We start from the raw sequence: 23,527 nt of genomic DNA on the forward strand, positions 1-23,527 counted from the left end.
ATATGCTTTTGGAGTTAAATATAGAAAATTTTGCAATAATTGAAAATATGAAGATTGAGTTTGAAAGTGGTTTAAATGTTCTGACAGGTGAAACTGGTTCTGGTAAGTCAATTATCATAGATTCTCTTGGACTTGTTCTCGGTCAAAGAGTTAACAAAGATGTAATAAAAAAAGGAAAGGACAGAGCCTTTATAGAGGCAGTATTTAGTTCATACGATGAAGAAACTAAAGAATTTCTCAAAGAATATGGAATTGAAACGGGAGATTTAATTATAATATCCAAAGAAATTAAAGAAAAGGGGCCTTCCATAACTAGGATAAACAATAGGACTGTTACATCTCAAATTTTATCAAAAATTTCCACTCATTTGATAGATATTTTTGCACAACACGAGTCAACTGCACTTATGAACAATAAAAATCAGATGAACTTAATTGATGATTTTTCTGGAAGGGATCACAAAATTCTTATTTTAAAATTAAAAGAGATTGTTTCCAATATTAATGACTTAAAAAAAGAATATGAAGAAAAATCTATGCTTGAAAAAAATAAAGATAGAGAAATAGATCTTTTAGAATATCAAATTAATGAAATTGAAGATGCTGGTTTAAGTGATTATGACAATGAAGAACTTTATGATGATTTTAATATTTTAAATAATATGACAGACACAATAATAAAATTATCTGAATCTAAATCTCTTATCAATGAGGGATATGAAAATAACTCTGTGGAAGATATTTTAGATAAAATTATAGCAAATATTGTAGATGTTACAAAATACAATAAGGATTTAAAAGAAAAAGAAGAAGATTTAGAAGATATAAGATTCAGACTTTCTGATATTGCCTCTGATTTAGATAGATATATTAACTCTTCTGAAGTAGACGAGGAGAAACTCGTTTATTTAAAAGAGAGAATTGATTTAGTAAATAACTTAAAGTTAAAATATGGAAATAATGTTTCTAAAATTAATTCTTTTTACGAAGATATAAGTAATAGACTTTCTTTTTTAAAGAATTATGAGGATAATTTAAATAAACTTTCTGGAAAGATTAAATCGCTAGAAGAAGAAGCTTTGACAATTGCTAGAAAAATTAGTAAAAATAGAAAAGCCACTGCGAAAATTTTGGAAAAAAGAGTAGAAGATGAAATAAATAATTTAAATATAAGAGATGCAAAATTTAAAATAGAAATAAATGAAAAAAGTCTTAGTGCAAATGGAGTAGACAGTATAGAATTTTTAATTGCTCCAAACCTCGGCCAAGATTTAATGCCCTTAGCAAAGGTTGCATCTGGTGGTGAAATGAGCAGAATAATGCTTGGTTTTAAGAGTATTATTGCAGAAAAAGATAATATTCCAACTCTTGTTTTTGATGAAATTGATACAGGTATAAGTGGAAAGACGGCACAAATTGTTGGTAACAAGATAAAAGAACTGGCAAAAGATAGGCAAGTAATAGTAATTTCTCACTTGCCACAAATTGTGGCACTTGCGGATACTCACTTTGCAATAAAAAAAGATTTTGTAAACAATAGTACAATATCTACAATAGATAAATTAAGCTATGATAAGAGAGTAGAAGAAGTGGCAAGATTAATTGGTGGAATGAATTTAAGCGAAGTTGCAATAGAAACAGCAAAAGAAATGATTGGTGATTAAATGCAAAATTATGAAGAGAGAACTATGAAGTCGACAAAAATTTTTGATGGAAAAGTTCTAAAACTTAGAGTTGATACAGTTGAGATGGAAGGTCAGAAGTACACAAAAAGAGAAATTGTAGAAAGGACTTCTTCTGTTGGGATTGTTGCAATAACTCAAGATGATGAAATTATTTTGATTAAGCAATATAGAAAAGCTATAGACAAAGAAATTTACGAAATTCCAGCAGGTATGATTGATTTTGGAGAGGAACCTCAAAAAGCAGCTCTTCGTGAATTGAAAGAAGAAACTGGTTTTGACGCAAAGAAATCAGAATATTTATTGGAAACTTATTCTTCTCCAGGTTTTACAAATGAAAAAATATTTATTTTTTATGCTGAAGATTTAATTTTGGGTGAACAAGATTTAGATGAATTTGAAAATCTTTCAGTTGAAAAAATAAAATTTGATGAAGCTATAAAGTTAATTAGTCTTGGAGAAATTATTGATTCAAAATCAGTTGCTGGGATTTTATATTACAATAGTTTTAGGAGAAAAAATGGATAAATCAATAAATTATATTAAGGAAAAAATAAAAGATACGCCTGAGATTGGAATTATTCTAGGGTCGGGCTTAGGAGATTTTGCGGATTCAGTAGAAGACCAAATTGAAATTTATTACAAAGATATTCCAGGCTTTCCAGTTTCAACTGTAAAAGGTCATGATGGGAAATTAGTTTTTGGGAAAATTCATTCTAAAAATATTTGTATAATGAAAGGTAGAATTCATTATTACGAAGGATATGATATTTCTGATGTCGTTTACCCAATAAATGTAATGGCTTCTCTTGGAATAAAAACTTTAATTGTAACAAATGCAGCTGGTGCTGTTAATAAAGATTTTAACCCAGCAGATCTTATGGTAATAACTGATCATATAAATTTAATGGGTAAAAATCCACTTATAGGTCCAAATGATGACAATCTTGGTCCAAGATTTTTAGACATGACAAATTTATATGACAGAGATTTAATTGAAGTTGCAAAGAAAAGTGCAAAAAAATTAAATATTAATATTAGAGAAGGTGTCTATATGTATTTTACAGGACCAAGTTATGAAACTGCAGCAGAAGTTAGAATGGCAGGCGTGCTTGGTGCTGATGCTGTTGGTATGAGTACAGTTCCAGAAGTAATTGCTGCAAGGCACAGAGGTCTTAAGATTCTAGGCATTTCTACAATGACAAATATGGCAACAGGAATTTTGGACAAGCCACTTGACCATAAAGAAGTTATGGAAGTTGGGAAAGAAGTTTCTGAAAAATTTAAGGAACTATTAGATAAAATAATTGAGGAGATTGTATGAAATTTTTAGATATCATACAAAAGAAAAAAGAAAATAGAATCTTAACAGAAGAAGAAATAAATTATTTTATAAAAAATTATGTAAATGGAAAGATTCCAGACTATCAAGTTTCTGCGTTTTTGATGGCCATTTATTTTAATAAATTAAATTTAGATGAAACTTATTATCTTACAAGGGCTATGATTAAATCAGGAAATGTAATTGATTTATCAGAGGTTTCAGGTATAAAAGTTGATAAACATTCAACTGGTGGAGTTGGTGATACAGTTACACTTATATTGGGACCTCTTCTCGCATCTGTTGGATTTATATTTGCCAAAATGAGTGGACGAGGACTTGGTCACACAGGAGGAACCCTTGACAAACTTGAATCCATTCCAGGATTTAATATAAATATAGATAGCGAAAATTTTATTAAAATTCTAAACAAATCCAATATTGCGGTTATAGGTCAAAGTGAAAATATTGTTCCAGCTGATAAACTTTTGTATTCACTTAGAGATGCAACTGCAACAGTAGATAATGTTAGCTTAATTGCATCTTCCATTCTTTCAAAAAAAATAGCACTTGGAACAGATGCCTTAGTTCTTGATGTAAAAGTTGGAAACGGTGCTTTTATGAAAGATGTAGAGTCTGCAGTTAATCTTTCAAAGTTAATGGTAAGCCTTGGGAAAAAATTTGGAAGAAAAACCAAAGCTATGATAACGAGTATGAACGAACCTCTTGGAGATGCTGTGGGTAATAGTCTTGAAGTGATAGAAGCTATAAATGTTTTAAAGGGAAATGGTTCAAGGCATTTAAAAGAAATTTCATTTAAAATTGCATCAAAATTTATGATAATGGAAAATATGGTAAGCAGTGAAAAAGAAGCCATGTCTATTTTAGAAGAAAAAATTAGAGATGGTTCTGCAATAGAAAAATTTAAAGAAATGGTAACTCTACAAGGTGGAGATGCGACCTATATAGATGATACAAATAAGTTTAAAAGGTCGAGCATAATAAAAGATATTTATTCAAAAGAATCTGGTTATGTGAAATCAATTGAGGCAATTGAAATAGGAATAGCTTCAAGAGATTTAGGTGCAGGCAGACATAAAAAAGATGATGTCTTGGATTTAAATGCAGGAGTTTATCTGCACAAAAAAGTTGGAGATTTTGTAGAAAAGGGAGAAAAAATTGCCACAATCTACACTGAAAAAGAAAATGAAGTAGAAGGTGTAATAGAAAAGATTACAAAAGCTTATTCTTTTTCCGATAAAAGGCAAGATTATAAATTAATTATAGAAGAGATTGATTGAGATGAATAATTTAGATATTGCATCAATTGCAATTAATATAGTTGCACTTTTAATAGCGATTATACCACATGAAATTGCTCATGGTTATGTTGCCTATTTGTGTGGAGATACAACTGCAAAAGACGATGGAAGACTTAGTTTAAACCCACTAAATCATATTGACCCTGTGGGTTTAATTTCTATGATTATTTTTAAATTTGGGTGGGCTAAAGCTGTCCCAATTAATCCTAATAGATTTAAAGGAAATAGAAAAGTAGATTCTCTTTTAGTATCTCTTGCAGGAGTTTTTACAAATTTTATACTGGGAATTATCTCAGGAATTATTTTAGTTTATTTAGAATATAAATCTTCAAATCTAATATCATTATTTTCTTCAATTTTCTGGTATAATGTGATGCTTGGAGTGTTTAATCTCGTGCCATTACCTCCTCTTGATGGTTCAAAAGTTTTGGCTACACTTTTGCCAGAAAGCTTAGAAATGAAATTTTATAAATACGAGAAATACTTTTATTTTGTACTTGTCATTATGATTTTTTCTGGTGCAGTAAATAAATTTATAGAACCAATAATTGTAAATATTATAAATTGGATTTTTTCTTTGGGAATTAAATTATGGAATACAATATTGTTTTAAAAACTTATGAAGGTCCTATGGATCTTCTTTTAGATTTAATTAAAGAAAACGAGATAGATATATATGATATTCCAATTTTTACTATTACTGAAGAATTTTTAAGATATATCGAAAATATGAAAAAGTTAAATTTAACTTTAACTTCAGATTTTATATTGATGGCGTCAACTCTTCTTGAGATAAAATCAAAGATGCTTCTACCTAAAACAAAAAAATTAAGTAATGAAGATAAAGACGAAGAGGATCCTAGAAAAGATTTAGTAGAAAGTTTGTTGGAGTATAAAAAATATAAAGAAGCCTCTGAAATTTTAAAAATTCAAGAGGATTATGAGTCAAAATCTTTTTACAAGTTAAAAACAGAAATATTTTCTATGAATGAAATGGATTTTTTGAAGGAATCTAGTGTGGATAAACTTTCTCTAGCCTTTTTTAATATTTTAAAAAAGTATAAAGATAAGGAAATAGTAGATATTGATAGAGAATACTTTAAAGTTGAAGATGCCTCTAGAAAAATAAAGCAAGAAATTATTAAAAATGAAAAGCTAAAATTTAGTGAATTATTGATAGATATTGTATATAAGGTAGATGTTATAACTTATTTTTTGGGAATGCTTGAACTTATTAAAAATGAATTTGTAATTGCAAATCAAAGGGATAATTTTGGTGATATATTAATTGAAAAACGAAAATACAATGGACAAGAACAGGTTAAAATCAATAATTGAATCCATACTTTTTATTTGGGGAGATCCTATAAGCTTAGAAGATATTGCAAATACTCTTGAACTTAAAAAAGACTATACTAGAGAAATTCTTTTAGAAATGAAAGAAAATTATAAATGTGATACATCAGGTCTTCGACTTAGAGAAATTGATGGAAAATTTCAAATAGGAACTAAACAGGAAAATGAACCCTATCTAAAAAATTTAATTAAAGAAAAAAATGAAAAAAATTTATCTAAACCGGCTCTTGAAACTCTTTCTATAATTGCATACAAACAGCCTGTAACGAAAATAGAAGTTGAGGAATTAAGAGGGGTAAATTGTGATAGTACAATAAAGGGACTTCTTGATTTTAATTTAATTGAAGTTTCTGGGAAATTAGATAGAATCGGCCATCCAAATTTGTACAGTACCACAGATAAATTTTTGCAAAAATTTGGAATGAAAAGTTTAGAGGAGTTGCCTGATTTAAAAGGATTAGAGGAGGAATCTAATTGAGATTACAGAAATATATGGCTCACTGTGGAGCTGCATCTAGAAGAAAGTGTGAAGAGTTTATAAAATCTGGTTTAGTAAAGGTAAATGATAAAATTGTTACAGAGCTTGGTACAAAAATTGATCCCAATGTAGATAGAGTTTATTTAAATGGAAAAAGGCTAACTCTTGAAAATAAAAAAATTTATATTATTTTAAATAAGCCAATAGGAGTTGTAACAAGTGCTAGTGATGAAAAAGATAGAAAAACTGTTACAGATCTTGTTCCTGATGATTATAGAGTTTATCCAGTTGGAAGACTTGATATTGATACTACTGGTTTAGTATTTTTAACTAATGATGGAGAACTTGCCAATATTTTGATGCATCCAAAATATAAAATTGGTAAAAAGTATATCGCCACAGTAGAGGGAACTCCTAATGCAAGAGAACTTTCAATTTTAAGAGAAGGTCTTGATATTAGAGATTTAAAAACTTCTCCTGCAAATGTAAAAATCCTAAAAAGTTTTAAACAAGATTCTATTATAGAAATTGAAATTTTTGAAGGTCAAAATCATCAAATCAAGAGAATGTTTGACTATATAGGTCACAAAGTAAAGAAACTAAAGAGGATTTCTATGGGAGAGATTGAACTTTTAAATCTTGATGTTGGAAATTATAGATATCTGAGTGAGAAAGAGATAAAATATTTAAAGGGATTAAAATGATTGTTAAAGAAAAATATTTTGAGATAGTAGATGAAGTGCTATCTCATAATTTTTTAGGTAAAGTTGCAGTAGATGCTACAATTGGAAAAGGAAACGATACTTTAAAACTTTTAAAAGTTGTAGGTGAGAATGGTTTTGTCTATGGATTTGATGTTCAAGAAGATGCAATAGAAAAGACGAGGGTTTTATTAAAGGATTTTAATAATTATAAACTTTTTTTAGAAAGTCACGAACATATAGATAAAATTGGTGCAGCAGATTTAATTATTTACAACTTGGGTTTTCTTCCAGGTTCTGATAAAAAAATTACTACTTTAAAAGAATCTACGATTATTTCGCTAGAAAAATCTACAAAAATTTTAAATAAAGGCGGAATTATTATTGTGGTGTCCTATTTGGGCCATGAAAATTCTTTTGAAGAAAGAGTTGCTGTGGATGAATTTTTAAAAGAGCTTGATCAAAGAATTTTTAGAGTTGAAAAAAGAGAATTTTACAATCAAAAGCACAACCCGCCAATAGTTTATTTAATCGAAAAAAGGTGAAAAAATGAGAATTGCAATAATTGGAGCAGGACCTGCTGGCATGATGTGTGCTATAAAGGCAGCAGAGAATCATGAAGTATTTTTATTTGAAAAAAATGAAAAACTAGGGAAAAAACTTTTTATAACAGGTAAGGGTAGATGTAATCTCACAAATTATACTGATGAAAACGAAGTCTTAAAAAATGTAGTAGGAAATAAAAGTTTTATGTATTCATCAATTTACACTTTTTCACCTTTTATGACTTATTATTATTTTGAAGAAGAGGGTCTTAGACTAAAGGTAGAAAGGGGAAACAGAGTTTTTCCCAAGAGCGACAAATCTTCTGATGTTATAAAAATTTATGAAAAAAAGCTTAGGGAAAATAATGTAAATATAAAACTCAATACAGAAATAAAAAGTATAAAAAAGGAAGGAAACTTTTTTATTTTAAATGATAAAGATAAGTTTGATAAAGTAGTAATTGCAACTGGTGGTATTTCTTATAAGTTAACAGGTTCAACAGGAGATGGATATAAATTTGCTAGAAATTTTGGGCACAAAGTTATTGATTTAAAGCCTGGACTTATAGGGATAAATCTTTTAAATAATTTTGAGTTAGCAGGATTAAGCTTAAAAAATGTAGAATTAAAGATTATGAAAAATAAAAAAATAATTTCAAGTGAATTTGGTGAAATGATTTTTACTCATAAAGGAATTAGCGGACCAATTGTTTTAACTACGTCTAGTAAAATTAATAGATTAAGCGATTTTCAAATGTATCTTGATTTAAAGCCAGCTTTGACTTATGAAAAACTTGACAACAGGATTCTTAGAGATTTTAATAATAATCAAAATAAAAATATAGAAAATGTTTTGAAATTACTTCTTCCACAAGATTTAATCTTTTATATTTTAAATTATGCTAATATTAGGGGAGATAAAAAAGTAAATCAAATTACAAAAGAGGAAAGAGATATTTTAATTAAGAGTATTAAAAATTTTAAACTTTTATTTGATTCTTTGGATGATATAAATAGGGCAATAATAACTAGTGGTGGAGTTAGTATAGATGAAATTGATCCAAAGACAATGGAATCCAAAAAAGTTTCTGGATTGTATTTTATTGGCGAAGTATTAGATGTTGATGCACTTACAGGTGGCTTTAATATTCAAATTGCAAACTCTACAGGATATAATTGTGGGATTAATTTGTAATTCCTTTAGCTTTACTTATTAGAGAAATTAAAATATAATTATACTAATCACTACGATGGTAGTGATTTTTTTTGGAGGTAAAAAATGAAAATTGCAATAGATGGTCCAGCAGGATCAGGCAAGAGTTCTTTGGCAAGAGAAGTTGCAAATAGACTTGAGATTCTATATGTAGATACTGGTGCAATGTATCGTGCAATTACTCTTAAACTCTTAAATATTAATGAAAAAGATTTTGAAGATGTTTTAAAAAAAACAGAGGTAAGTTTTAAAGATGATAAAGTTTATTTAGATGGAGAGGATGTTTCGGAAAAGATTAGAGAAAATGAAATATCCAACAAGACGTCAGAGTTTTCAAAGAAAAAGATTATAAGAGATTATTTAGTTAAGATGCAAAGAGAAATTGCAAAGGAAGAAGATGTGGTTATGGAAGGAAGAGATATAGGTTCAGTAGTTCTTCCTGATGCAGAATATAAATTTTTTTTGACAGCTGATGTTAAGACTCGTGCCATGAGAAGATTTAAACAGATTGATAGTGGAAAAGATAATTTTGATGAAATATTAGAAGATCTCAAAAAAAGAGATTATAACGATAGTCACAGAGAAAACTCTCCACTTATAAAGATGGACGATGCTATATTAATTGACAGCACTAATATGGATGCTGAAGAAACAATTGATAAAATTTTAAGTTATATAAAAAGGTGATTTATATTGTATAATTTTGTAAAAGTTATTGTTAGCGTCTTTGTGAAAATTTTTTATAGAATTGAAGTTATTGGAGAAGAAAATATACCTGCTGAAAAGAAAAGACTTATAATATGTGCAAATCATAAAAGCAATTTAGATCCCGTTGCAATATCCGCTGTTTTTGAAAGACAAATTTGTTGGATGGCAAAAAAAGAACTTTTTAACAATAAGTTATCTGCCGCATTTTTCACAAAACTTGGAACATTTCCAGTTGACAGAGGAAATAATGACTTGAAGGCAGTGAAAAAAGCTCTTAGAATTTTAAAAAGTGAAAAAGTTCTTGGAATATTTCCAGAGGCAGCAAGAGTTAAAGAAATTGATTATAATAGAGTAAAATCAGGAGTGGCACTTATTGCACAAAAAACTGATTCAGAGATTTTACCTGTTTTTATTGAAGGTAACTATAAATTATTTAGAAAGAATAAAATCTATTTTAGAGAACCTGTAAAGATAAATAAAGAAATAAAATATTCAAATGAAGATCTAGAAAACATCTCTCAAGATGTTATGAGAATAGTATATGGTGAAGAAGTAAAATGGAAATTATTGTAGCTGATGTATATGGATTTTGTGGTGGAGTGAAAAGAGCCGTAAAGATGGCTTTTGATAATGCAGATAAAGGCGTTTACTCTTATGGAGATTTGGTACACAATGAATTTGTTGTAGATGAATTACAAAGAAAAGGTGTAGAAGAAATTGATGACACAAATATTGAAAATTCTAAAGTTATAATAAGGAGCCATGGAGTTCACAAAAATATTTTAGATGATTTAAAAAAAAGAAATAATGAAATTATAAATTGTGTATGTCCGAAAGTTGAAAATATTTATAATATAGTAGATAATTTTTACGAAAAAGGTTATAATATAGTAATTATTGGGAATAATAGACACCCTGAAGTAATAGGAATTAATTCCAGATGCAATGATTCTGCGACAATAATATCTAGCTTAAAAGATATTAAGATTCCAGATGGAAAAATTGTAGTGGTTTCACAAACTACAAGCAATGTAGATTTTTTTGAAAATGCAATAAATGTTATAAAAGATATTTCCAAAGATGAAGTTTTAGTTTATAATACTATATGTAATGCAACTTTCAAAAGACAAGAAAGTGTTAGAAATTTATCAAAAAAAGTTGACGCCATAATTGTACTTGGTGGAAAAAAAAGTTCTAATACAAAAAAGCTTGCAGAAATTGCAAAATTAAATTGTAAAAATGTATTTTTAATTGAGTCAATCAATGATATTGATTTAAATATATTTAAAAAATTTAATAAAATAGGTATTACCGCCGGAGCATCCACACCGGATTCGGTAATCAAGGAGGCTGTTAGTAGGATGGAAAATTTTGACAAAGGTGAGATGATGGAAGCCATTGATAATTCTTTTAAAAGAATTAGAAAGGGCGAAGTAGTAACTGGAGAAGTTTTATATATAACTGATTCAGAGGTAATGGTGAATCTTGGATATAGATCAGATGGTATCATTTCAAAAGATGAACTTGCAGGAGGACCTGATGTAAATCCTCAAGATCTTTATGAACAAGGACAAGAAATTGAAGTTTATGTTCTAAAGATGGATGATGGAGATGGCAATGTAGTCCTTTCAACAAAGAGAGTTGCAGATATGAAAGTTTGGGATGAAGTTGAAGAACTTTATAACAACAAAGAAAATATAACTGTAACTGTAACTGTTAAAAATCAAGTTAAAGGTGGGCTTACTGCAGATTACAATGGGTTAAATGCTTTTATTCCAGCTTCTCATGTTTCTGTTAGATTCCAAAAAGATTTGAGCAAATTCATTGGTGAAGAATTTGAAACTGAAATAATTGATTTTGATAAAAGAAAGAAAAGAATTGTTCTTTCAAGAAAAAATGTACTTCAAGAAGAGTTAGATAGAGTACGTGATGAAGTATATGAAAATCTTCACGAAGGAGATGTAATTGAAGGAACTGTACAAAGACTTACTAATTTTGGTGCGTTTGTAGATGTTGGAGGCGTAGATGGCCTTATCCACATTTCTGAACTTTCTTGGAATAGAGTAAAACATCCACAAGATGTAGTATCACCTGGAGATGTAGTTAATGTACAAGTTCTTAATGTTGATAAAGAAAAAACAGAATTGCACTTGGACTAAAACAAACTATGGAAAAACCATGGGATGTATTTACTAAAGAAGTTAAAGTTGGAGATGTTGTTAAAGGTAAAGTTGTAAATCTTCTTGACTTTGGTGCTTTTGTAAGACTTGAACAAGGTGTAGATGGTCTTCTTCACGTTTCTCAAATTTCAAGAGAACATGTTGAAAAACCACAAGATAAACTTTCTATTGGCGAAGAAGTTACAGTTAAAGTAACTGATATTGATGAAGAAAACCAAAAGATTTCTCTTTCTATAAAGGCTCTTATTGAACCTGAAGAAAAAGAAAAAGAAGAATCTAAACCAAAAGAAAGAAAACCTAGAAGAGAAAGAAAAGCTCCAAAAAGAGAAAAGAGAATCGAAGAACCTAAACAAGATGACTTTAACATGACTATTGGAGAAATGCTAGGACTTAATTTTTCTGATGCAAATTTAGATTCTGAAATTATCGCAGATGAAAAAGAAATTTCATATAGCGAAGAAAAAGAAGAATCTGAAGAAGATACAGAAGAATAATTAAAAATTAAATAGGAAAAGATTCAGACTTAGGTTTGGATCTTTTTTTATTACAATTTTATAATTTTAATGTCAATGTAAATTATTTGTGATATTATAAATTATGGTGGTAAAATGATTTTGGAAACAGGCATTATTGCTGCAATTATTTTATTTTTTATAAAAGATAAAAATTTAAATAATTTAATAAATTTTAAGTTTAATAATATATTTTGGGCTTTTCTTGGAATTTTTTTAATGTTATTTATAAATTTTATAACAGAAAAAGATTTTGGAAAGATTACAGATTTTTTTATAAAAAATTTTATGATTTTCCATATTGTTTCTATTTCTCTTATTGGGGTTTCTTTTTTATCTAATTTCTATAATAAGGGTCTTTTATTAAGTGGTGTTGGAACATTTTTAAACATAATTCCTGTTATAGCAAATGGAAAAATGCCTGTGAGTTTAAATGCTCTTATTAAGACACAAAATAAAAGAGTAATTTATATTTTATTAAATAATAAAAGTTTAAGTCATGGAATTTTTGAAAATCCTAAATTTTATTTTTTATCAGATATTATTCCTTTCTATAAGTTAATAGGAAGTTCAACAGTTGTAAGTATTGGTGATATTATTATATCGTTGGGATTAATTTGGGGAGTTATAATTATAGCAAAGAAGAGAGGTGCATAGATTGGAAAATTTTGGGAATTTACTTAATGTTATAAATTTTAGAGATGTTGTTGACATACTAATAGTTACAGTTTTAATTTATTACATTTTAAAGTTAATAAGAAATACTAGAGCAGAACAAGTTTTTAAGGGAATACTTTTAATTTTATTATTTATAAAAATTTCTCAATTCTTTCAACTTTATACGGTTAATTGGATTTTTGCCCGTTTTATAAATGACGGCATTGTAGCTATAATTGTTTTGTTTCAACCTGAAATTAGAAGAGGACTTCAATATTTAGGACTCACATCAAATATTAAAAATAGTTTTAATCAAAATAAAGAAAATGTTCCTGAAACAGTTGAGGAAATTATTTCTGCTGTGGCATCTCTTGCTAGACAAAAAATAGGTGCACTTATCATTATTGAAAATGAAGTTGGATTAAATGAAATAATTGAAACTGGAACAGAAATAAATGGAAATGTAAGCAGTGGACTTCTTATAAATATTTTTATACCAAACACCCCACTTCACGATGGTGCCGTTGTAATTAAAGGATCTAAAATAAAAGCAGCGGCTTGTTTCTTACCTTTATCAGATAATCAAAAAATATCTAAGGAACTTGGAACTAGACATAGAGCAGGTATTGGAATTTCTGAAAGAGCAGATTCTTTAAGTATAATGGTTTCAGAAGAAAATGGAACAATATCGACTGCTGAAAATGGAGTGCTTTCTAGATATTTAGATATAGAAACTCTTGAAGCAAAACTCCTTGAAATATATAGTCCAGAATATAAAGAGAAACAAATTTTGAAAAAATTTGGAGGTAAAAATGAAAAAGATAAATTTTAAAGATGATAAAAATATCATTATGAAAATTACATCTCTTATTTTTGCAATTATATTGTGGTCATATGTAAAAGAAGAAGCAAATTTTATTACTTCAACTAATTTTAAAAATGTTGAAGTTACTTATGAAGGTCTTTCTGATTTAAAAGAAAATAATTTAGTGGTTATATCGCCAAAGGAAGCAACAGTTGATGTAAAGCTTCAAGGATATAATTCTTATATGAGAAATGTGACTAAAGATGGTATTGTGGCAAAAGTTGATTTAAGTAGACTTAAAGAAGGAGAGCATTCTGTACCTGTAAATGTTTCTTATGTGGATTTAGGTATAACTGTTACTAATACTTCACCTAGAAGAATTCCCTTTAGAATTGATAAATTAATTAAAGAGGATATGAAAGCAAATGTAATTATAAAAAATAAACCTTTAAAAGGGTTATCTGTGGGGGATATTGATAGAGATTTTAATGTTAGTGTTTCAGGACCAAGTACAATTTTGAACAAGATAAGTAATGTTGAATCTCATATTGATATTTCCGATATTACAGAGTCTTCTACTTTAGATGTTGAAGTTTTAGCATATGATGATGATGGGAAGGTTGTTCAGGGCGTTAAAATAGATCCTAGCAATATAAAAGTAAATATTCCAATTTTAAAAAGCAAGACTGTTCCTATTAAGGTAGTATATAATGAAAAAACAATAGAAAATATTGTGCCAAATGACTTTTCAATTGAGCCATCTTCTGTTACAATTAGAGGAAATTCTGATGTGATTGAATCTATAGACTTTATTGAAACTAAGCCTATTAATTTCAACAATATAAAAAGTGGTGTATATGAAGTTAAATTAAATTTGCCAGATAGGGTTACATTAGTCGATGAAAATACAATTTTTAAGTTAAAAGAAAAAGAAAGAACTAATGAATAATAGTGTATTTAAAAATCAGGAGGTAATATGGAATTTTTTGGAGAAGGATTAACATTTGATGATATTTTACTTGTGCCAGCAAAATCAGAAATTTTGCCTAACGAAGTTGATTTGTCTACAAATTTAACAGAAAAGATTAAGTTAAACATACCTTTAATGTCTGCAGGCATGGATACAGTTACAGAGCACAGAATGTCAATAGCTATGGCTAGGGAAGGTGGTATTGGTATTATTCACAAGAATATGTCCATAGAAGATCAGGCTCTTGAGGTTGATAGAGTTAAAAGATCAGAACATGGAGTTATCACTGATCCATTTTCCTTAACTAAAGATCACTCAATTAAGGATGCTTCAGAACTCATGGAAAGATATAGAATTAGCGGTGTTCCTGTGGTAACTGAAAAGGGAGTTTTAGAAGGTATTATAACTAATAGAGATATTAGGTTTGAAACTGATCTTTCTAAGAGAATAAGTGAAGTAATGACTTCTGAAAAATTAATAACAGGTTCTCCTGATATTTCCCTCGATGAAGCTCTTAAAATTTTGAAAAGATATAAAATAGAAAAACTGCCATTAGTAGATAGAGATAATGTATTAAAAGGTCTTATTACAATTAAAGATATTGAAAAACATGAACAGTATCCTAATTCTGCTAGAGATAATTCTGGAAGACTTCTTGCTGGAGCAGCAGTTGGTGCAACAAAGGATGTACTTGATAGGATCGAAGCTCTTGTAAAGGCAAAGGCTGATGTTTTTGTAATTGATACAGCACATGGTCAATCAAAAAATGTTCTAAATACAATAAAAAATATTAAAGATGCTTTTCCTGATATTCAATTGATTGCAGGAAATGTTGCAACTTATGAAGGCACAGAAGATTTAATTAAGGCTGGTGCTGATTGTGTAAAAATTGGTATTGGACCTGGTTCAATTTGTACTACAAGAGTTGTAACAGGTATTGGTGTTCCACAAATTACTGCAATTATGGAAGCTTATAGAGCTGCTCAAAAATATGGAGTGCCAATTATTGCAGACGGGGGCATTAAATTCTCTGGTGATGTTGCAAAGGCACTTGCAGCTGGAGGAAATGTTGTTATGATGGGCTCACTTTTTGCAGGAACTGATGAATCTCCTGGAGAAGAAATTTTTGTTGAAGGAAGAAGATTTAAGGCGTATAGAGGAATGGGTTCTCTTGGTGCTATGAGTGCAGGTTCATCTGATAGATATTTCCAAAGTGGAACTACTAAATATGTACCTGAAGGAGTAGAAGGTAGGGTGCCATATAAAGGTTTTGTTGGGGACATTGTATTCCAACTTGTTGGAGGAGTAAAATCCGCTATGGGTTATCTTGGGTCCAAGGATTTAGAAACATTAAGAGCTACTGCAAAATATGTTAAGATTACTCAAGCCTCACTTACAGAGTCACATCCTCACAATATAACAATTACAAGAGAAGCTCCAAATTATTATTAATGATAAATCCACTTCAATTGAATTTGAAGTGGATTTTATTTATAATTAACATTGAGAGGTGATATTTTGAAAACTAAAGTGTTACTAGTTGAAGATGAAGAATCGATAAGAAAATTTGTAAAAATAAATTTAGAAAGAGAAGGATACATAATTTTTGAAGCTGGAAGTGGAGAAGAAGGAATAGATATTGCAAGAAGTGAAAAACCTGATATTGTAGTTTTAGACATAATGCTTCCTGGAATTGATGGTTTTGAAGTTTGCAAAGCTTTAAGAGGAGAGTTTCCATCTCTTGGAATTATAATGCTTACTGCTAAAGCAGAAGATTATGACAAGATAATGGGTTTACAATATGGAACAGATGATTATCTTACAAAACCTTTTAATCCAACAGAGCTTACGCTTAGAATAAAATCAATCGAGAGAAGACTTGAACCGGAAGAAGAAAAAGAAGGAAATCTAATAATAGATCCACCTTTTAAAATTGATTCTTATTCAAGGAAATTTTATAAAGATAATGAAGAACTTGAACTAACACCAACAGAGTATCAAATAATAAAAATTTTTATGACTAATCCAGGCAAAGCAATGACAAGAGATGAAATTTTAAAACTTGTTTGGGGCGATGAGTTCTTGGGGGATTCGAAAATAGTTGATGTAAATATTAGAAGACTCAGATCAAAAATAGAAGGTAATACAGCAAAGCCAGATTATATTGAAACAGTTTGGGGAACAGGATATAGATGGAAATAAGAGGTGTCTATAATTGAAAAATAAAATTGGGAAAAGGCTAGTTAAAAGCTTTTTAATAGTTATTTTAATTACAATTTCAATTATAGATATATTTTTGCTCTTTGTTTTTAGTTATTATTATTACAATAATATTTCTAAGGAACTTATTTCTCGAATGGAATTATCTCTAGAAATTTATAGAAGAGATTATTCTGATAAATCAATTGAAGATTTAATCTACGAAGACAGTGATATATTTTTTTCCAACACAAATGCAGAAGTCCAAATTTTAGATAATGATGGAGTAATTCTTTTAGATTCTATTGGAAGAGTATCACCAAATGAAATCAATACGTCAGATATTTTAGCAGCAGAGAAGGGTGAGATAAAGACTTGGCGTGGTGAAGATTCTCAAACTGGAGAGTCTATAATGGCAGTTACTGGTCCTATAAAAAATAATAAAGGAGAAAATGTTGGGTACCTTAGATTTATTTCTTCAATGGAAAAAGCAAATAAAGCTATTTTAAAAACTGTTATAACTCTTCTTATTTTTACTTTATTTGTTGCATTTATAACTGCAATGGTATCTCTTTTAATTTCTAAATCAATAGTAAAACCAATTTTGGAACTTACTGAGGTAGCTAAAAAGATGTTAAAAGGAAATTATGAAGAAAAGGCAAAAATTTATAGAGATGACGAAATTGGAGAGTTGGCAGAAACTTTAAATGCTATGAGTGATGAAATAATTAATAAAGATAGGATAAAAAATGATTTTATTTCATCTATCTCACATGAACTTAGAACTCCTTTGACATCAATAAAAGGTTGGGCCGTTGTTTTAAAAGATGCAAAAGATGATGAAAAGGATTTAATCGAAGATGGACTAAATATAATTGAAAATGAAGTAGATAGACTTGCAAAAATGGTTGAAGAATTGTTGGATTTCTCTAGATATATTTCTGGAAGAATAACTTTAGACAAAGATGTTTTTGACATTTCACAAACATGTATAGATATTTCAAAACAGATGAAACCTCGGGCAAAGTCAAATAATATTGAATTTATAACTGAATTTCCAGAAGAGGTTGTACTTTTGTATGCTGATGAAAACAGAATAAAACAACTTTTAATAAATTTATTGGATAATGCTATAAAGTTCACATCAGATAAGGGATGGGTTAAATTTCAAATGTATTGCGAAGATCAAAATGTCATCATGTTAGTTTCTGACAATGGAATGGGAATGACAAAAGAAGAAATTGCTCATGTAAAAGAAAAATTTTATAAGGGAAAGCATTCCAAGAGCCACAGTGGTATTGGTCTTTCTATTAGCGATGAAATAACTAAACTTCACAATGGAAGTCTAGAAATATTTTCTGAGGAAAAAATAGGGACTACTGTAAAAGTTTCAATACCAATAGAAATTCCTAAGGGAGAGGGTGAAAAAGTTGAATAAAAAAATTATAGTTTTAATTTTAATTATTTTTTTGACAGGCTGCTCTTTTTTAACCCCTCAAGGGACTAATATTGAAAGACCAGAGGTAGGGCAACCTTCTCTTTATGGAAAGTGGACAATTACAAAATTTATTTACAATAAAAAAATCAATCAAGACAATTTTTTATTTAAAGATATAATAGGAGAAGACTTGTATTTTAGTAATGATAAGGTTCTTCTTGCGAATGATTATATTGAAGATGTAAGTTATAAGACTAAATATGTAAAGCTCTCAGAATATTTATACAAAAAATTTAATATAGATTACAAAAATTTGGGTATAGAAGATGGAAATGTATATACGACATATATATATGATTCAAATTTAAATGGCGATGTGTATTATGAAGTTATAAAGACAAGTGATAATACAGCTCTTTTATTTGACAATGGAATAATGCTTGAGATTAAACTTGTTGATAATAAGATAAAAAATGATGAAATTAATAATTATATTCTTTCAAAAAAAGACGATGTATTATCTAGGGGAAATTTATTTGATTACACTGGCGATAAAGGATTTTTAATTGGCTTTAAAATTAGAAATGATTTAACTGTACCAAATTGGAATTACAAAACTCTATATATAAAATTTTCTGATTTAAAATTGGAAAATGTGTATGAAATGAACAATATAATTTTGCCAAGAAAAGATAGATTTTCGGAGATAAGCGTTCAAAGAGAATCTAAAGGTGATGAAACTTCCGATAGAGTTATAGTAAAAGATTTTAATAATTCCAAAGTAAAAAATAAGGATTTAGATATTGTAAAAGAAGATACTGAAGAATTAAAAGAAGATAATACTTTAAAGACAATAAATTTTATTACTAATAATTTTATCAATATAGAAAGCTTAAATAGGGATACAAATGAAAGAAATCTTAGAATTTATAGGGTAGATAATTTAGAAGATAACAAGCCATTAAGTTATATGGACTTTTTAAATGAAGAAACTCTAGAACATGAAGGCAAAAAAATTGAAGCTTTAAAGAAAGATCCCTATAATGTTGGTATTTATAGAAACAATGGATTTTGGAAATTAAAAGGTAGAGTAAATTTAGAAAATAATAAATTTAACGATTTTGATTTAAATTTAGTTCTACCATATGAAGTTAATAAATACAATGAGATAAATATTCCCATGTCAGATATTAAAAATTTTAAATCAAATATCAAAGATGGATTTGTATCTCCTGACAGTAATTTTTTAATAACATTGGAAAATAATTTCATTAGAATATATAATATAGAGGACAACAAAATTTTACCTAAACCAATTTTTGAAAGAGAAATTGGAAATGAAGCTTCAACTATTATGACAGAATGGGCGACAGGTCGCTATTCAAATATTTGGCAAAAAGAATTGTCATCTAAATAAACGAGGTGTAGAATGAATAAAATTATGGAAATAGTGATGGAAAATTCAACTTATTTGCTCCTAACTGTTGGTGCAATTTTAATAGGAATTTTTCTAACATTTATAGTAAATTTTGCAGCAAAAGATTTAAAGTTTATTAAGTATTTACCAGGACTTGCTCTAGTATTTGTAGGGATAATTTCTCTATTTATGGTGATAAATAAACTTTTCGATCCAGGTAGTCTTGATAATATTATAGTTTTTGTAGTTGGGGTTTCATCTGGTCTTGTATCACTTATTTTTGCTCTTATTATTGGAGTTGCAAGTTCAGACAAAAATAGATATCCAAAAAATAATAGAAAAAAATAAACTCAAGATTATTTAATTTTTAAGAGGCACTTTGTGCTTCTTTTTTATTTAATATCTTGAGTTTAAAAGTAAGATAAATTTAGTATATAGAGATATATTCTTTCATAGATTCAAATTTTTTATCTCCAATGCCATCAATATTTTTAATATCCTCTATTGATGAAAAAGGATTGTTAGATCTATAATCTATAATTTTTTGGGCAGTTTTTTCGCCAATTCCAGGAATCTTTTGAAGTTCTGATGAATCGGCACTGTTAATGTTTATTTTTTCTGTGCCATTATGATTTGAATTCACACTTGACGTTGTTGGTACTAAATTATTACTATTTTCTTCTCCAACTTTTGGTATATAAACTTTTTCTTCGTCGTGAAGTTTAGCAGCAAGATTAACTCTATCTAGGTCTGCATCGTTAGTTGCTCCTCCAGCAAGTTCGACTGCATCTACTATTCTTTTAGAAGAGTCCATTTTTAATATGCCAGGATTTTTTACTGCACCAGAAATATGAATTATTATTTCCTTATTTTCTTCTTCTTCTTTTCCAATTAGAACTTCATTAGAATTTTTACTTTTAATTTTATTAGAAGACAATTCAGCAGTATTAATATCTAGAAATTCTGATTTCTCATAGTTTTTATTTTCGTAATATTGATATCCAATTATTAAAAATAAAACAATAATAATTATGTAAACAATATTATCTTTTTTAAAAAATTTAAAATTCATTTATATCACACTTCTATTTAATAAATAATAATTTCAAAAGTTTAATACCCTAAATTGATATTTTTACACAGTTTTCAAATAGTAAAATCTGTGTTATAATTTATTTATAGAAACGATTTCAAAAAATTTACATATTAGGAGGAGAACAATGAAAGTTTATACAACAGATAAGGTAAGAAATCTTGCTCTTGTGGGGCATTCTGGCTCTGGAAAGACTAACCTAACTGAGGCTATGTTATTCCAGAGTGGAGCAACTAAAAAACTTGGAAATGTTTCTAATAAGAATACAGTTTCAGACTTTTCAAAAGAAGAAAAGGAAAGAGGAACATCAATTGGAACATCAATAATTCCTATTGAATGGAGAAATTACAAAGTTAATGTAATAGATACTCCAGGATTTCTAGATTTTGTTGGAGAAGCTCATGGTGCATTAAGAGCAAGTGAAGCAGCAATAATGGTTATAGATGCAACAAAGGGAATTGAAGTCGGTACTGAAAGAACTTGGAAGTATACAGAAAAAATTGGACTTCCAAGAATTATTTTTATAAATAAAATTGATGGTGAAAATGTCAACTTTAGAAAGTTAATGGATGAACTTGAAGCTGCTTTTGGTAAAAAAGTAATTCCTTTTTCTGTTCCAATTGGTGAAGGAGAAAATTTTGTAGGCGTAACTGATGTTATTTTTCAAAAAGGTTATAAATATGTCGATTCAGCTCCGCAAGAAACAGAATTAAATCATGATCAAGTAAAGGCAACTGAAAGGATGTATGAGGAAATTGCAGAAGTTGTTGCAGGATCTGATGAAGTTTTAATGGAAAAATATTTTTCTGGAGAAAAATTTACAAGAGAAGATCTTTTGAGAGGAGTTACAACTGCTCTTCTTGAAGGTGATGCAGTTCCTCTACTTGTTGGAAGTGGTGAAAAGGGAATTGGCATTGATATTTTATTAAATACAATTGTAAACTATATGCCATCACCAGATGATACTCGTGCGCATTTAGGATTTAGATATAAAGATGGAGAAGAAAGAAAAGTTTCTGAAAAAGATCCTCTTGCAGCAGTAGTATTTAAAACTATTTCTGATCCATTCCTTGGAAAAATTTCAATATTTAAAGTTATATCTGGCATTTTAAAGAAAGATACACCTATATATAATGTAAATTCAGAAGAAAGTGAAAAACTTGGCGGTCTTTATGGAATGAGAGGTAAAGAACAAATTGAAATAGATGAGATTCACGCTGGAGATATTGGTGCTACAACTAAACTTGTAAGGACAATTACAGGAGATACTTTATGCGACAAAAATCATATAGTTGAGTATAAAAAATTAAAATATTCTACTCCAGTTTTATATTACGCAATTGAACCTAAGACTAAGGGTGATGAAGAAAAATTATCTCAATCACTTAAAAAAATTGCTGAAGAAGATCCAACATTTTCAATAGAAAGAAATTCAGAAACTAAACAAATGACAATTGGTGGACAAGGAAAAGTTCAACTTGATGTAATTCTTGAAAAATTAAAGAACACTTATGGAGTTGAAGTAGAAATTGTTCCATTTATAATTCCTTATAGAGAAACAATTAGAAAGACAGCAAGTGTACAGGGAAAACATAAGAAACAATCAGGCGGTGCAGGTCAATATGGAGATGTTTGGATTAGATTTGAACCATCTGAAAAAGATTTCGAATTTGACGAAGAAGTATTTGGTGGAGCAGTTCCTAAAAATTATTTTCCTGCAGTAGAGAAGGGAATTATAGAATCTAAAGAAAAAGGAGTGCTCGCAGGATATCCTGTGACTAATTTTAAGGCAGTTTTATACGATGGATCTTATCACGATGTAGATTCCAATGAGATGAGTTTTAAACTTGCTGCAAATTTAGCTTTCAAAAAGGGAATGCAAGAAGCAAATCCTGTTTTACTTGAACCAATAATGAAAGTTGAAGTAACTATTCCTGAAGCATATCTCGGAGATGTAATGGGTGATATGAACAAAAGACGTGGCAGAATTCTTGGAATGGATCAACAAAATGATGGCACACAAGTTTTAATTGCCGAAGCACCACAAGCAGAACTTTTCACTTATTCCATTGACCTTAGATCTCTTACTCAAGGTAGAGGAACATTTAGTATGGAATTTGTAAGGTATGAAGATGTTCCACAAAATATTGCAGAAAAGATTGTTGAAGAAAGAAAATCAGAAAAATAAATTTAAATAAATTTTTCGACTGGGCATAGCTCAGTCTTTTTTATAATTACTTTTAAATTTTTAAATATTTTTAATTTTGAGTTTTAAAATTATTGTATCATTTATTATATAAATAGGATTAACTTATTATTAATATTTTGTTTTTTGATTGAAAGATTCACTTGCGCAAACTTAGAAACTAAATACTTTACAAAAAGGGTGATTTATATTAAACTGTAATTAGTAAAAGATAGTCAAACTTTTATAAAGTAAAAGACAAAGATAGTCAAAGGAATGGTACTATGGCAAAACTTTCTAACTCCATTGAAGATTTTTTAAATGAACTTATTTTTGAATCTGGTGGAGTAGTTGAGATACAGAGATCGAAAATTTCAGATCATTTTAATTGTGCTCCCTCACAGATAAATTATGTTTTAACTACTAGATTTACACCTTTAAAGGGATATTATGTTGAGTCCAGGCGAGGTGGGGGTGGATATATTAGAATAGTAAAAGTAAAATTTGAAGATGATGATGACACTTTAGATACTTTTTTAAATTTTATAGGCGATTCAATTACAAAAAATAATTCTGATGACCTTTTGAAAGAGCTTTTAAGACTTAAGAAAGTGACTGAGAAAGAATTTGAGCTTATGAAAGTTGCACTTTCAGATAGAGCACTTAGTCAATGTGAAAATAAAAATAAGATTAGAGCAGATTTGTTAAAAAATATGCTGCTTGTTATTTTCAGTTAGGAGGAATT

General features: G+C 28.7%; 23 protein-coding genes and 1 pseudogene. 23 read left to right on the forward strand and 1 reads right to left on the reverse strand.

Annotated elements, in window-relative coordinates; all coding sequences use genetic code 11:
* Window positions 1-2: 2 nt before the first annotated feature.
* The 21 genes and pseudogenes from recN to RH95_RS00505 all read left to right on the forward strand — a co-directional run bounded on the left by recN (window position 3) and on the right by RH95_RS00505 (window position 19,852).
* Entirely contained in the window at window positions 3-1,664 is a 1,662-nt protein-coding gene (recN, locus tag RH95_RS00405; protein WP_010242166.1) for a DNA repair protein RecN, read from the forward strand.
* Window positions 1,665-2,210 carry an NUDIX hydrolase gene (locus RH95_RS00410; RefSeq protein WP_010242167.1) on the forward strand — a complete coding sequence of 182 codons (546 nt, stop codon included), beginning with the start codon at window positions 1,665-1,667 and terminating at the stop codon, window positions 2,208-2,210.
* A complete protein-coding gene (locus RH95_RS00415; protein ID WP_010242168.1) occupies window positions 2,203-3,006 on the forward strand; it encodes a purine-nucleoside phosphorylase in 804 nt (267 codons plus the stop codon). The genes RH95_RS00410 and RH95_RS00415 overlap by 8 nt, the downstream gene beginning before the upstream one ends.
* Window positions 3,003-4,304 carry a pyrimidine-nucleoside phosphorylase gene (locus RH95_RS00420; RefSeq protein ID WP_010242169.1) on the forward strand — a complete coding sequence of 434 codons (1,302 nt, stop codon included), beginning with the start codon at window positions 3,003-3,005 and terminating at the stop codon, window positions 4,302-4,304. The genes RH95_RS00415 and RH95_RS00420 overlap by 4 nt, the downstream gene beginning before the upstream one ends.
* A 1-nt stretch (window position 4,305) precedes the next feature.
* Window positions 4,306-4,938, forward strand: coding sequence for a site-2 protease family protein (locus RH95_RS00425; RefSeq protein WP_010242170.1), 633 nt, complete (start codon window positions 4,306-4,308; stop codon window positions 4,936-4,938).
* Window positions 4,917-5,663: a segregation and condensation protein A gene (locus RH95_RS00430; RefSeq protein WP_010242172.1), complete on the forward strand. Its 747-nt coding sequence runs from the start codon at window positions 4,917-4,919 to the stop codon at window positions 5,661-5,663. Before RH95_RS00425 ends, RH95_RS00430 begins: the two co-directional genes overlap by 22 nt.
* Window positions 5,614-6,159 (forward strand): SMC-Scp complex subunit ScpB, encoded by a 546-nt coding sequence (gene scpB, locus RH95_RS00435; protein WP_010242174.1) that lies wholly within the window; start codon window positions 5,614-5,616, stop codon window positions 6,157-6,159. Before RH95_RS00430 ends, scpB begins: the two co-directional genes overlap by 50 nt.
* The gene (locus tag RH95_RS00440) at window positions 6,156-6,863 is read left to right on the forward strand and encodes a pseudouridine synthase (RefSeq protein WP_010242176.1); all 708 of its coding nucleotides are present in this window, start codon (window positions 6,156-6,158) and stop codon (window positions 6,861-6,863) included. Before scpB ends, RH95_RS00440 begins: the two co-directional genes overlap by 4 nt.
* Window positions 6,860-7,405, forward strand: a complete 546-nt coding sequence (mnmM, locus tag RH95_RS00445) for a tRNA 5-(aminomethyl)-2-thiouridylate-methyltransferase MnmM (RefSeq protein ID WP_010242178.1) — start codon at window positions 6,860-6,862, stop codon at window positions 7,403-7,405. The genes RH95_RS00440 and mnmM overlap by 4 nt, the downstream gene beginning before the upstream one ends.
* A 4-nt stretch (window positions 7,406-7,409) precedes the next feature.
* Window positions 7,410-8,600, forward strand: coding sequence for a BaiN/RdsA family NAD(P)/FAD-dependent oxidoreductase (locus tag RH95_RS00450; protein WP_010242181.1), 1,191 nt, complete (start codon window positions 7,410-7,412; stop codon window positions 8,598-8,600).
* A gap of 84 nt (window positions 8,601-8,684) precedes the next feature.
* Window positions 8,685-9,305 carry a (d)CMP kinase gene (gene cmk, locus RH95_RS00455; RefSeq protein WP_010242184.1) on the forward strand — a complete coding sequence of 207 codons (621 nt, stop codon included), beginning with the start codon at window positions 8,685-8,687 and terminating at the stop codon, window positions 9,303-9,305.
* A gap of 6 nt (window positions 9,306-9,311) precedes the next feature.
* Window positions 9,312-9,899 carry a lysophospholipid acyltransferase family protein gene (locus RH95_RS00460; RefSeq protein WP_010242186.1) on the forward strand — a complete coding sequence of 196 codons (588 nt, stop codon included), beginning with the start codon at window positions 9,312-9,314 and terminating at the stop codon, window positions 9,897-9,899.
* Window positions 9,884-12,000 (forward strand): annotated as a pseudogene (locus RH95_RS00465) (bifunctional 4-hydroxy-3-methylbut-2-enyl diphosphate reductase/30S ribosomal protein S1). Before RH95_RS00460 ends, RH95_RS00465 begins: the two are co-directional and overlap by 16 nt.
* Window positions 12,001-12,114: 114 nt before the next feature.
* Window positions 12,115-12,675 carry a DUF5317 domain-containing protein gene (locus RH95_RS00470; RefSeq protein WP_010242193.1) on the forward strand — a complete coding sequence of 187 codons (561 nt, stop codon included), beginning with the start codon at window positions 12,115-12,117 and terminating at the stop codon, window positions 12,673-12,675.
* A 1-nt stretch (window position 12,676) separates the two neighbouring features.
* Window positions 12,677-13,507, forward strand: a complete 831-nt coding sequence (gene cdaA, locus RH95_RS00475) for a diadenylate cyclase CdaA (protein ID WP_010242195.1) — start codon at window positions 12,677-12,679, stop codon at window positions 13,505-13,507.
* Window positions 13,488-14,429 carry a CdaR family protein gene (locus tag RH95_RS00480; protein ID WP_010242197.1) on the forward strand — a complete coding sequence of 314 codons (942 nt, stop codon included), beginning with the start codon at window positions 13,488-13,490 and terminating at the stop codon, window positions 14,427-14,429. Before cdaA ends, RH95_RS00480 begins: the two co-directional genes overlap by 20 nt.
* A 27-nt stretch (window positions 14,430-14,456) precedes the next feature.
* The gene (guaB, locus tag RH95_RS00485) at window positions 14,457-15,902 is read left to right on the forward strand and encodes an IMP dehydrogenase (RefSeq protein ID WP_010242200.1); all 1,446 of its coding nucleotides are present in this window, start codon (window positions 14,457-14,459) and stop codon (window positions 15,900-15,902) included.
* A 66-nt stretch (window positions 15,903-15,968) separates the two neighbouring features.
* Window positions 15,969-16,652 (forward strand): response regulator transcription factor, encoded by a 684-nt coding sequence (locus RH95_RS00490; RefSeq protein ID WP_010242202.1) that lies wholly within the window; start codon window positions 15,969-15,971, stop codon window positions 16,650-16,652.
* A gap of 13 nt (window positions 16,653-16,665) precedes the next feature.
* Complete coding sequence (locus RH95_RS00495; RefSeq protein WP_010242204.1) at window positions 16,666-18,087, forward strand: sensor histidine kinase; 1,422 nt, start codon at window positions 16,666-16,668, stop codon at window positions 18,085-18,087.
* Entirely contained in the window at window positions 18,071-19,504 is a 1,434-nt protein-coding gene (locus tag RH95_RS00500) for a hypothetical protein (RefSeq protein WP_391527700.1), read from the forward strand. Before RH95_RS00495 ends, RH95_RS00500 begins: the two co-directional genes overlap by 17 nt.
* A gap of 12 nt (window positions 19,505-19,516) precedes the next feature.
* Entirely contained in the window at window positions 19,517-19,852 is a 336-nt protein-coding gene (locus RH95_RS00505; RefSeq protein WP_010242211.1) for a hypothetical protein, read from the forward strand.
* A gap of 79 nt (window positions 19,853-19,931) precedes the next feature.
* On the opposite strand, the gene RH95_RS00510 is transcribed toward RH95_RS00505, so the two are convergent.
* Window positions 19,932-20,576 (reverse strand): DUF655 domain-containing protein, encoded by a 645-nt coding sequence (locus RH95_RS00510; protein ID WP_010242212.1) that lies wholly within the window; start codon window positions 20,574-20,576, stop codon window positions 19,932-19,934.
* A gap of 148 nt (window positions 20,577-20,724) precedes the next feature.
* On the opposite strand from RH95_RS00510, the gene fusA reads away from it, so the two are divergent.
* Both fusA and RH95_RS00520 read left to right on the forward strand, forming a co-directional pair.
* Entirely contained in the window at window positions 20,725-22,785 is a 2,061-nt protein-coding gene (gene fusA / locus RH95_RS00515) for an elongation factor G (RefSeq protein ID WP_010242214.1), read from the forward strand.
* Window positions 22,786-23,066: 281 nt separating this feature from the next.
* Window positions 23,067-23,519 (forward strand): CtsR family transcriptional regulator, encoded by a 453-nt coding sequence (locus RH95_RS00520; protein WP_010242215.1) that lies wholly within the window; start codon window positions 23,067-23,069, stop codon window positions 23,517-23,519.
* The last annotated feature ends 8 nt before the right edge of the window (window positions 23,520-23,527 follow it).

The organism is Peptoniphilus rhinitidis 1-13, from assembly GCF_000246925.1.
Taxonomy (GTDB): domain Bacteria; phylum Bacillota; class Clostridia; order Tissierellales; family Peptoniphilaceae; genus Peptoniphilus_A; species Peptoniphilus_A lacydonensis.